Source organism: Streptomyces sp. NPDC058469 (genome assembly GCF_042721125.1).
Classification (GTDB): domain Bacteria; phylum Actinomycetota; class Actinomycetes; order Streptomycetales; family Streptomycetaceae; genus Streptomyces.
In genome coordinates, this window is the sequence record NZ_JBHXME010000125.1 from 23658 (window position 1) to 33268 (window position 9611).

The 9611-nt window shown below is 70.1% G+C and carries 9 protein-coding genes; 6 read left to right on the top strand and 3 right to left on the bottom strand.

Annotated elements, in window-relative coordinates; translation table 11 throughout:
* Positions 1-136: 136 nt before the first annotated feature.
* Positions 137-739 carry a TetR/AcrR family transcriptional regulator gene (locus ACFWP5_RS37905; protein WP_384167478.1) on the bottom strand — a complete coding sequence of 201 codons (603 nt, stop codon included), beginning with the start codon at positions 737-739 and terminating at the stop codon, positions 137-139.
* Positions 740-884: 145 nt separating this feature from the next.
* Here ACFWP5_RS37905 and ACFWP5_RS37910 point away from each other — a divergent pair, with 145 nt between their 5' ends.
* Genes ACFWP5_RS37910 through ACFWP5_RS37920 form a run of 3 tightly spaced genes read left to right on the top strand, consistent with a single transcriptional unit; the run spans position 885 to position 3769 of the window.
* Positions 885-1625 carry an SDR family NAD(P)-dependent oxidoreductase gene (locus tag ACFWP5_RS37910; protein WP_384167481.1) on the top strand — a complete coding sequence of 247 codons (741 nt, stop codon included), beginning with the start codon at positions 885-887 and terminating at the stop codon, positions 1623-1625.
* Positions 1626-1668: 43 nt separating this feature from the next.
* A complete protein-coding gene (locus ACFWP5_RS37915) occupies positions 1669-3294 on the top strand; it encodes a CocE/NonD family hydrolase (protein WP_384167484.1) in 1626 nt (541 codons plus the stop codon).
* 13 nt (positions 3295-3307) lie between these two features.
* Complete coding sequence (locus ACFWP5_RS37920) at positions 3308-3769, top strand: cupin domain-containing protein (RefSeq protein WP_384167487.1); 462 nt, start codon at positions 3308-3310, stop codon at positions 3767-3769.
* Positions 3770-3822: 53 nt separating this feature from the next.
* On the opposite strand, the gene ACFWP5_RS37925 is transcribed toward ACFWP5_RS37920, so the two are convergent.
* A complete protein-coding gene (locus tag ACFWP5_RS37925) occupies positions 3823-4335 on the bottom strand; it encodes a MarR family winged helix-turn-helix transcriptional regulator (protein ID WP_384167490.1) in 513 nt (170 codons plus the stop codon).
* 88 nt (positions 4336-4423) lie between these two features.
* Here ACFWP5_RS37925 and ACFWP5_RS37930 point away from each other — a divergent pair, with 88 nt between their 5' ends.
* Positions 4424-5359 (top strand): NADP-dependent oxidoreductase, encoded by a 936-nt coding sequence (locus tag ACFWP5_RS37930; protein WP_384167493.1) that lies wholly within the window; start codon positions 4424-4426, stop codon positions 5357-5359.
* A gap of 76 nt (positions 5360-5435) precedes the next feature.
* Positions 5436-5909, top strand: a complete 474-nt coding sequence (locus ACFWP5_RS37935) for a nitroreductase family deazaflavin-dependent oxidoreductase (protein ID WP_384167496.1) — start codon at positions 5436-5438, stop codon at positions 5907-5909.
* A 49-nt stretch (positions 5910-5958) separates the two neighbouring features.
* Here the strand turns inward: ACFWP5_RS37935 and ACFWP5_RS37940 are convergent, their stop codons facing one another.
* Positions 5959-6162, bottom strand: coding sequence for a hypothetical protein (locus ACFWP5_RS37940; protein ID WP_384167499.1), 204 nt, complete (start codon positions 6160-6162; stop codon positions 5959-5961).
* Between the two features lie 506 nt (positions 6163-6668).
* Between ACFWP5_RS37940 and ACFWP5_RS37945 the strand changes: the two genes are divergently transcribed.
* On the top strand, positions 6669-9611 hold a 2943-nt coding region (locus ACFWP5_RS37945; protein WP_384167502.1), incomplete at its 3' end, for a tetratricopeptide repeat protein.

Consider the following 9611-nt stretch of genomic DNA (forward strand, 5'->3'; position numbering starts at 1 on the left):
CGTGGCCGGCGGAAGCGGCGTTCGGACGGCTGGAGGCGGCTGTCGGGGAACGGGTGAGATCCCCGGGCATGCCCCAGGATTGCAGGCTCCCGAGCGAATCAACCCGACTCGGCCCCTCCCGGGCGAAGCGCGGAGGTCAGTTCCTGAGCGGCTGCATCGTAGGCGCCAGGCCGGCGAGGTAGATGTCCACGAGGCGTTGCGCGGTCCGATTCCAGTCGGGGACGTGCGGGAGTTGCTGCGCCATCAAGGCGCCGAAGATCACGAGGTCGGCCGAGCGTGCGTCGCGCCGGATCGTGCCGTCGTCCTGGCCTCTGCGCAGGAGGGAGCCGAGCTTCCGGCGCACCTCGGTCTGGATCGCGACGGTGTCCTGGTCGGTCAGCAGCGGACCGCCGTGCAAGGGCAGCACGAGGTCGGGGCCGTGCTCGATGGTCTGGTCGAGGAAGCCGCGCACGGCGTCGATTCCGGACTGATCGGTTTCGGCGGCCTTACCCGCGGCGTCCAGTACGAGCTGGAAGGAGCGGTGCGTCAGGGCGCCGAGCAGGGCTTCGCGCGAGGGGAAGTGGCGGTAGACGGTGCCCACGCCGACTCCCGCGTCCGCGGCCACGGTTGCCATCGGCACCGCGACGCCCTCCCGTCTGACCGCGGCGGCGGCCGCTGCCAGCACCCGGTCACGGTTGTCCGCCGCGTCACGCCGCAGCTCCCGGCGCCGGGCGCCTTCGTTCGACTGTGCCTTCGTCACACCCCTGATGATGGCCCACTGGCCCGTCCGTGACCCCATCCGGTACCTCCCGGGTGTCGTTGACAGCCCCCCAAACGGACGATAGCGTCCGCTTAGTGAGCACGACGGGGGCGCCTGTGTCCACAGCGCCGAAATGAGCCACGTCATGAACAGCAACAGAGTCGTTCTCATCACCGGTGCGGCAGGCGGAATCGGAACCGCGCTCGTCGGCCGTTTTCTCTCCAACAACGACACTGTCCTCGCCACCGACCTGGACGAAGAAGTACTCAAGGGTTGGCGGCCGCGCTGGCCGCAGGACGCGAGAATCGTCACCGCCGCCGCTGATGTCTGCTCCGAGGAGGACGTCGAGCGCGTGGCCCGCCTCGTCCGCGAGCGCTTCGGCCGCCTCGACGTCCTGATCAACTGCGCCGGCTACTTCCCCGTCCTCGATTTCGAGGCCATGACCACCGCGCAGTGGCGCCGCATCATCGACGTCAACCTCACCGGCACCTACTTGATGACCCGCGCCCTCGTTCCCCTCATGAAGGAGCAGGGCTCCGGCCGGATCATCAACTTCAGCTCTGCCTCCATCTACACCGGCGTCGCGGAGCAGGTCGCCTATGTCGCCGCCAAGGCCGGCGTCATCGGCTTCACCCGCAGCCTGGCCCACGCCCTCGGAGACCACGGCATCACGGTCAACAGCATCACTCCCGGCCTGACCGCCACCCAGGCAGTCCGGGACAACTTCCCCGAGGCCTTCCTCCAAGGGCAGCGCGACGTGCGGGCGCTGCACCGCGACGAGGAGCCCGAAGACCTCGCCGGGCCGGTGTTCTTCCTCGCGTCCGACGACGCGGCGTTCCTCACCGGCCAGACCCTCAACGTCGATGGCGGCAGTTCCATGCACTGATCCGTGTCAACTGAGCCGTGTCATCGGAAGGAATGCAGACCAAATGGTCGACGTAGACGTAGCGCCGTTCGAAGTCGAGGTGCGCGGTCGCACGGGAAACCTGCTGCGGGCCGACGTGTACCTTCCCTCGTCCGGCGACGGCCCCTACCCGATCGTCCTCGGCGCGTCTCCCTACCAGAAGGCACTGCGGCACCTCCCGCCCAGCCCCGTCTTCCCGTTCACCGAGTACGGCCCGATCCAGCTGTACCTCGACAACGGCTACGCCTACGTCGCGATGGACCTGCCCGGCACGGGCCGCTCCGAGGGGACCTGGGACCCGGTCTCCCGCTCCGAGGGCGAGGCCATCCACGACATGATCGAGCACGTCGCCGTGGAGCCGTGGAGCACCGGCGCGGTCGGCATGATCGGCATGTCGCACTACTGCTGGAGCCAGTGGAACGCGGCGCGCACCCGTCCGCCGCACCTGCGGACGATCGTGGCCTACGACGGCGCGACGGACATGTACCGCGACTGGATGTACCACGGCGGCATCCCGATCCAGGGGTTCCTCAACACCTGGCTGTTCGGATCGGTGCTCTACCAGCATGAGCTCAGAGGCATCGACTTCCATGTCGGCGACAAGCACGAGTACATCTACGACGTCCTCTCGCATCCGCTCGACGACGAGTGGCAACGCCGCAGGTCGCCGTTCTGGGAACTGCCTTCCGTGGACATCCCGGTGTTCTCCATCGGGGTGTGGGGCAAGGCGGCGCTGCATCTGCGCGGCAACTTCTACGGCTTCGAGCGCGTCCAGGGGCCGAAGAAGCTCCTGATCGCGCACCCGTCCAGTTTCGCCGGAGCCCAGATGTACTACTTCGACGAACAGTTCCACCGCGACGAACTGCTCCCCTGGTACGACCATCACCTCAAGGGCATCGAGAACGAGGTGATGAAGCAGCCCGCGGCGCGGTTCTACGTCAACGGGGAGGGCACGTACCGGTCGGCCGAATCCTGGCCGCCGCCGGACGTGCGGCCGACGACCTTCCATCTCGCCGGCGAACACAGCGGCGCCGTCACCTCGCTCAACGACGGCTCGCTCACCGAGACCGAACCGAACTCCGAGCAGGACTCGACGTCGTGGTCCTACCCGGACCCGAAGTGGATGGCCGGCGTCACCGTCTTCGACAAGCACGGCATGCCCGACCACGTCGCACGCGTCAACACCTTCACCTCCCCACCGATGGACCGTGACCGCGAGTTCACCGGACACGGCGTCCTGACGCTCCACGCTTCGACCGACCAGACCGACATAGATGTCTTCGTCAAGCTCTCGTTGGTGTCCGCGGACCCCGACGCCGGACTGCCGATCAAGGTCACCCAGGGATGGCTGCGCGCGTCACACCGCGCCGAGGACCCGGAACTGACCTCTGACATGCGCCCGTTCCATCAGCACTCGAAGGTGGAGCCGCTCGTGCCCGGCGAAATCTACGAGCTGCGCGTGGAACTCCTGCCCATGTCCTTCCTCGCCCACCGGGGCGACCGGATACGGCTGGAGATCACCAACCAGGACTCGCTGATCACCGACGCGCCGATGACCCACTTCTACGGGACGAAGGTCGGCACCGACACCTACCACCACGACCGTCCGCACCCCTCGACACTCCGCCTGCACGAGCGTCCCCGCACCTGAACGGAGCCCCCCGATGAGCATGGTCTATCTCGCACAACCCGAGCAGCAGCAACAACTCGAATGGCTCGACGGCGGCACCCTGGCGATGCTGCTCGACGGCAAGGCCACCGACGGCCAGCTCATGATGGGGCGCTTCGACGTCGCCGAGGGCGAGGCACCGCCGTTTCACAAGCACACCCTTGAGGACGAGGTCTTCCTGCTGCTCAAGGGAACCGCCCTGGTGTGGTGCGACGACCAGGAGTACGAACTCGCCGAGGGCGGCGTGGTGTTCCTGCCGAAGCAGATCCCGCACGGGTACCGCATCACCTCCAAGAAGGCCGACCTGCTGATGATCAACACGCCGGCCGGCATCGAGGGGATGTTCCGCGAGACCGGCCGCGACAAGTCCACACCGCGTCCGCCCGGCTTCCAGGTGAAGCCTGATCCCGCCCTCGCCGACAAGTACGGCAACGTCATCATGGGCCCGCCGCGCTGACCGGTCCGCTTTCCCGGGGCAGGCCCGTCTCCCGGGGCTTGCGGGCCGCGCGGCTACCGGCATACGGGCGGCCCGCCCCGCGTGCGGCGTGATGCCGCGGAGCGGGGCGGGACGGCGCGCATGTGCCGGCGGACACGGCCGAGGACGTCGCCGAGCCTGGCGATGTCCTCATCGCTCAAGGGCGCCAGCAGCTGACGCTGCACGACCTGGACGTGGCCGTTCATCACCCGGCCGAGCAGGGCTCGGCCCTCCGCGGTGAGGGAGACGACGACACTGCGTTCGTCGTCGGGCGAGGGGGCCTTGGCGACCAGGCCCGCTTCGGCCAGTTGCCCGACTTGGTAGGTCAGTCCGCTACGGCTGTGGACGAGGCGGTCGGCGACATCCGTCATCCGCTGCCACCCGTCCGCACTCTCCCCGAGCACGGCAAGGATCTGGAACTGGATGTAGCTCAGCCCGCCCTCCTCGCGAAGCTGCTGGTCCACGGCGTGTTGGAGCAGACTGCTGACCTCCATCAGGGCGAAGTAGGCGGCCAACTGCTCAGGTTCGAGGGGTGCGGCGTCCGGCATGCCGTCAGTCTACTTGCTGCGAATTCGAAGCAGGTGTAATCTGACCATGTTCTTCGAATTCGAAGTATCAGTCGAGTGGAGGCTTCCGATGAAGGCGATTCGATTCCACGAGTACGGCGACCCGGGCGTGCTGCGCTACGAGGACGCCGAGCGGCCCGAGCCTGCGCAGGGCGAGGTGCTCGTCAAGGTCGCGGCGACCTCGTTCAACCCGGTCGACGCCGGGATCCGCGCGGGCTACCTGCGGCAGGTCTTCGCGGTCGGACTTCCGCACATCCCGGGCATCGACGTGGCCGGGACGGTCGTGGCCCTCGGCGCGGGCGTGACGCGCTGGACGGTCGGGGATCAGGTGATCGGATTCCTGTCGATGGTCCGTGACGGGGCCGCCGCCGACTTCGTCACCGCACCGGCCGAGATCCTCGCGCCGGCCCCCACGGCCATTCCGCTCACGCACGCGGCCGCCCTGCCCGCAGCGGCCCAGACCGCGTGGCAGGCTCTGTTCGACCACGCCGACCTGAGCGCGGGGCAACGGGTGCTGATCAACGGCGCGGGCGGCGGCGTCGGCGGGTACGCCGTGCAGTTGGCCAAGCAGGCCGGGGCCTTCGTCATCGCGACCGCCAGCCCTCGCAGCGCCGACGCGGTTCGCGCGCAGGGCGCGGACCGGATCATCGACTACACCGCGACCGCCCCGGCCGACGCGCTCACCGAGCCGGTCGACGCGGTGCTCAACCTGGTGGCCGCCGCGGAATCCGAGATCGTCGCGCTGACCGGGCTGATCCGCCCCGGCGGAGTGATCGTCACCACGGCGACGCCCGCGGCCGGCGACGCGGACCGTGAGGTGCGGGCCGTCGGCATGCAGCTGCGTACCGACGCCGAGCAGCTCGCGAGCCTCGCCAAGAAGGTCGACACCGGAGAACTCCGGGTCGAGGTCAGCGCCACCTATCCGCTGTCGGAGACCGCGTCCGTGCACGAACTGAGCGCCACCGGCGGGGTTCGCGGCAAGGTCCTTCTCACGCCGGGTTCCTGACCCCCGCTCCCTTTTCCCGGCCCCCGCGGCTCTGCGGCCCCGACGAAGCCATGACGAAACCACGACGGAGTAAACGATGCCCGACGCAAACGACTTCAACGCACGCAACATCGCCGAGTTCCGCGCCAATCACGGCCGGGTCGGCGGAGGCTTCGCCGGAGCACCGCTGCTCCTGCTGCACACCGTCGGCGCCAAGTCCGGCGCCCTGCGGATCAATCCGATGATGTACCTGCCGGACGGCGAGCGCTACCTCGTGTTCGCCTCCAAGGCCGGCTCCGACCGGAACCCGGACTGGTACCACAACCTGCTGGCCCATCCCGATACCCGGATCGAGATCGGCGACGAGACACGTACCGTGCGCGCCGTCGTACTCCAGGGAGAGGAACGCGACACGGCCTACGCCGAACAGGCGAGCCGCTACCCCGGCTTCGCCGGCTACCAGAACAAGACCGAGCGGATCATCCCGGTCATCGCGCTGACGCCCACCGATGTGTCCGGCGACTCCACCCCGGCGCCGTCGGATCTCGGATCCGAGACAAACGGCCAGTAGAACCCAAACGGTCCCCACTATCACCCTTTGGCCGGGCGGCTTTCGAGAGTTACGGTTCGCCCCATAAATGATCAACCACCCAGACGACGACGGCCCCGACCTCACGCCCGCTCAATACGCGGTCATGCCGCCCCGCCTGGAAGCGATCATCGACCAGCGGCAACCCGATGGCAGCGATCTCGTTCTCCAACGGCGCATCGATGACGCCCGCCAGTTGATCCAGCTCGACGTCGTTGTCCGGGCAGAGCTTCATGACAGCCGTCCCCCGTCGGAGATGACCAGCAGATACGGGACGACCCTCCGGCATTCAAGTGCCCAGCGTGACGCCAGACGCACTTTCGGCATCCCGCCCCCTCTTGATCTACGACGGCAGCGCTAGAACAGCCGGCGACGTACAGCCCGCTTCGTGGGACGCGGCAGTGTGCCCCGCTGCGGTCAGCAGGAAGGTTCACTCCGGCCGGGGATCCATCGCCACCACATCATCGTCACCCCTTGATGCTCGGCTACGTCCCGACACAGAGTCAGAGGGGAGGCTGCGGCGGACACGGGGACGTCTTATGGGCCGGTCGGTTCACCGTTCCACTCTCCCCACGGGGTCGGGAGCGAAGTGGACGCGGGCTCACGTGGCGTGCCGTGGCGGTCGGACGGGTTCCCGGGGCAGGTACTGCGGCCACGGCCGTGATCGTCGCCCTCTCGCGCTCCCGGCTCCGCCGAAGGACACTCGTAGCCAAGGGAGTTGCCGCCAAAGGGGGACGTGACATGCGGGACGGGCATCGGACCGATGCCGAGCGGCTGTTGGCTCGGGCCGTGGAGGAGGAGGTGCGGCGCTCCGGCGGCCGCACGGACGGGCAGGTGCTGCTGACGCGGTCCCGGGCCGCTCTGGACGCCATGGCGGAGACGGCGGCCGAGGAGTACGAGGCCTACACGGGGGCGCTCGACGAGGCGGCGGCAGGACAGCTCACCTTCGGGCAGCGCTATGCGCGGGAGGGCGGGACAACTCCGTTGATGGTGGCGGGCGTTGCCGCGGTCGCCGCCGTGGTGGCCGACCTGGCCCTCGGCACCGATACCGGCACGGCGTTCGGCGCCGGGGTCACGGTCGGCGTCGTGGGCGCGGCGGCGACGGTCGTGAAGGTGACCGCCTCCCACCTTCCCGCCGCGCATCACCGCGCCGGTGCCGTGAGCCAGCCCGGCGGCCCGGAGCAGTTGCGGTTGCAGTGGCTGACGGCGCTGGAGGTGCGGGGCATCCGGCCGTTCCTGGACCAGCAGCGGGTGCTCGCCGCGTCCACCGGGCCGACGAAGAAGCCGGGGCCGCAGTTGCGCGGTACGGACAAGAGCGCGGCGGCCCGCAGAAGGAGTGTGCTGGAGCAGTCGTTCGCTCAACTCCCGGATGCGGTCGGCGCGTTCGCCGGTCGGCGGGTGGAGCTGGCCCGGATCCGGCAGTTGGTGCAGGCGGCCCGGGCGAGCACGGAGACCCGGCCGACGGTGGTCGTGCTGCACGGCGCGCCGGGTTCGGGGCGCACCACCCTCGCGGTGCGGGCCGCGCACGATCTGCGGGACCAGTTCCGTGGTGCCTGCGTGGTGGATCTGCGGGGCGACAGCCCGGGCGAGCCCCCGCTGCCTACCCGCGACGCCCTGCTGCACCTGCTGAACCGGCTCGGCGCGTCCCGCGAACAACTGCTCTTCCGCGAACGCTCCTCCCCCGACCAACAGGTCAAGCGGCTGGGCGAGTTGTACCACCAGCACCTGACCGGCCTCCCGGTGGCGATCGTCCTGGACGACGCCTCCGACGCCGCGCAGGTGGCCACGCTGGTGCCCGAGCGCTCGGACAGCCTGGTCGTGGTCACCGCCCGCAAGCCCCTCGACCTGCCCGCCGAACTGGCCGCCTGGGTGCACCAGTTGCCGGTGGAGTCGCTGGACGCGGCGGGCGCGGAGGAGCTGCTGGGCGCGGCGGCGCAGGACGGTTCGGAGCCGTACGACGCCGAATCCGACGAACGGATCAGGGAGTTGTGCGGCGGGCTGCCGCTGGCGCTGCGGATCGCGGGTTCGTCCCTCGGCCCACGCTCACCGCGCCAACTGGCCACGGATCTGGGCGCGTACGGCCCGGTGGAGCCGGTCGAGCGGGTGCTCTGGCTGCGCTACACCGACCAGTCGGACCAGGCCCGCAGGCTGCTGCGCCGGCTGGCGCTGGCCGGCCGGGCCTCGCTGGGCGCGGCGGCGGCGGCCGCCCTGCTGTCCACCGACGAGACGGAGGCCACCCGCCAACTGGAGGCCCTGTCCCGCGCGGGCCTCATCGACCACGTCCGCGGCACCCGCTACCGCCTGCACGACCTGGTCCGCGCCTTCGCCCAGGCCCGCCTCCTCGACGAGGAGGAATCGTCGGAACGTACGGCCGCGCAGGAGCGGTTGATCGTGAACTACGGCGAACTGGCCGACTCCGTACTGCGGTTGGTCGACGGCAACATGTCGACGCGCTCGGACCGGTTCGGCCCGCACGGCTTCACCTCGCTCGACGAGGCGCTGCGCTGGCTGGACGACGAGTCGAGCTTCATCACCTCGACGCTGCGGCACGCGGAGGGCGTCGACCAGGGCGCCGTACTGAATCTGCTGGGCGCGCTGTGCGACTACTGCCTGCTGCGCGGCGACCTCTACCGCCTGGGCGAGATCAGCGAGTTGGCGCAGGCCGTCGACCAGGGGCTGCTGGTGCGCTCGGTGCAGTGGCGGACCGGCATCGCGGCCCGGCAGCTCGGCGAACTCGACAAGGCGCGCACCACCCTCACCTCCGTCGTCGACCTCTACATGGAGGCCCACCACGACGCGGGCGCCGCGCGCGCCCTGTGCTCGCTCGGCATCACCCTCCACCACCAGGGCAACCTCACCGAGGCGGCGGCGAAACTCCGCGAGGCCCTCGACCTCCAGGCACCTCCCCAACTGGCTACGGACCGCGCCTGGACCATGCACGCCCTGGCGGCGGTCGAGCGGGACCGCGGCCGGGTGGACGAGGCGATGCGGCTGCTCACCGAGTCCCTGGTCCTGCACCGCGCCGGCGAGTCCGTCCACGGCGAGGCCTGGGCCCACTTCCAGCTCGGCCAACTCGGCCTGCGCATGGGCGACATCCCGCGCGCGGAGTCCGAACTCACCACAGCCCTCGGCCTCTACGGCCGTACCCGCGACGCCCGCGGCGAGGCCTGGGCCCTGACCCAGCTGGCCCGCGCCCGACTGGTCGCCGGCGACCCGTCCCCGGCAGTCGACGGCCTGCGCCAGGCCGCCGCCCGGCACCGCGACAACGAGGACGCGCGCGGCGAGGCCTGGACCGTCTACTACCTCGGCCAGGCCCTGGAGGAGACGGGCAACCTGGACCTGGCGGTGCGCGAGCTGGAACGCTCCCGCACGATGTTCTCCCGCATGCGCGACGTCTACGGCCTGGCCTGCGCCCGGCACCACTCGGCGCGCGTGACCCGCGACCAGCGCGCGGCCCAGACGGGTTCGCTGCGCAACTCCGGGTTCGCCCGCCAGCTCCTGGTCGACGCCCGCGCCGACTTCCAGCGCATCGGCGTCGCCCACGGCGAGGCGTGGACCTGCCTGGAACTCGCGGTCGTCGACGCCGGCAACGCCCGTACGCAACAGGCGTTGACGCTGTGCGACGAGGCGGTGGGCCTGTTCACCTCGTACGGCGACCACCGCGGCGAGGACTGGGCCCACTTC

Excerpts from the sequence above, each read along its gene's own strand:
- ACFWP5_RS37935 (WP_384167496.1), top strand. The coding sequence starts at position 5,436 with ATGCCCGACGCAAACGACTTCAACGCACGCAACATCGCCGAGTTCCGC.
- ACFWP5_RS37915 (WP_384167484.1), top strand. The coding sequence starts at position 1,669 with ATGGTCGACGTAGACGTAGCGCCGTTCGAAGTCGAGGTGCGCGGTCGC.
- ACFWP5_RS37930 (WP_384167493.1), top strand. The coding sequence starts at position 4,424 with ATGAAGGCGATTCGATTCCACGAGTACGGCGACCCGGGCGTGCTGCGC.
- ACFWP5_RS37940 (WP_384167499.1), bottom strand. The coding sequence starts at position 6,162 with ATGAAGCTCTGCCCGGACAACGACGTCGAGCTGGATCAACTGGCGGGC.
- ACFWP5_RS37920 (WP_384167487.1), top strand. The coding sequence starts at position 3,308 with ATGAGCATGGTCTATCTCGCACAACCCGAGCAGCAGCAACAACTCGAA.
- ACFWP5_RS37925 (WP_384167490.1), bottom strand. The coding sequence starts at position 4,335 with ATGCCGGACGCCGCACCCCTCGAACCTGAGCAGTTGGCCGCCTACTTC.
- ACFWP5_RS37910 (WP_384167481.1), top strand. The coding sequence starts at position 885 with ATGAACAGCAACAGAGTCGTTCTCATCACCGGTGCGGCAGGCGGAATC.